The 307-nt window shown below is 66.1% G+C and carries 1 protein-coding gene; it reads left to right on the top strand.

The genetic code is table 11. The annotated features are described in order from the left end of the window. On the top strand, nucleotides 1-216 hold a 216-nt coding region (locus ACLBXP_RS25605; protein WP_447670629.1), incomplete at its 5' end, for a hypothetical protein. Nucleotides 217-307 lie beyond the last annotated feature (91 nt).

Here is a 307-nt window from a genome sequence, read left to right as displayed (position 1 = left end):
GACGGCAGCTTCCGGCTGATCGGCCGCCGCTTCGACGACGGGAAGCTGCGCGTGATCGACGCCGCCTCGCGGGCGGCCGACCACATCGACCGCGCCGAGGTGGAGAAGCACTGGGACGGCACCATCATCCTGGTGGCGCGCCGGTTGTCTGTAGAGAAGCTCATCGCCGATTTCGGGCTGACGTGGTTCGTGCTCTCGATCTTGCCCTACCAGTAGCCCCTCGGCACGGTGCTCCTGGCCTCGCTGTTCGTGCAGCTCTGCGCCCTCGTCACGCCGATGTTCTTCCAGATCGTCATCGACAAGGTGC

The sequence above is a fragment of the Methylobacterium sp. A54F genome (assembly GCF_053346035.1).
Note: the sequence above shows the minus strand (reverse complement) of the source record. Positions and strands in the feature narration are given on the sequence as shown.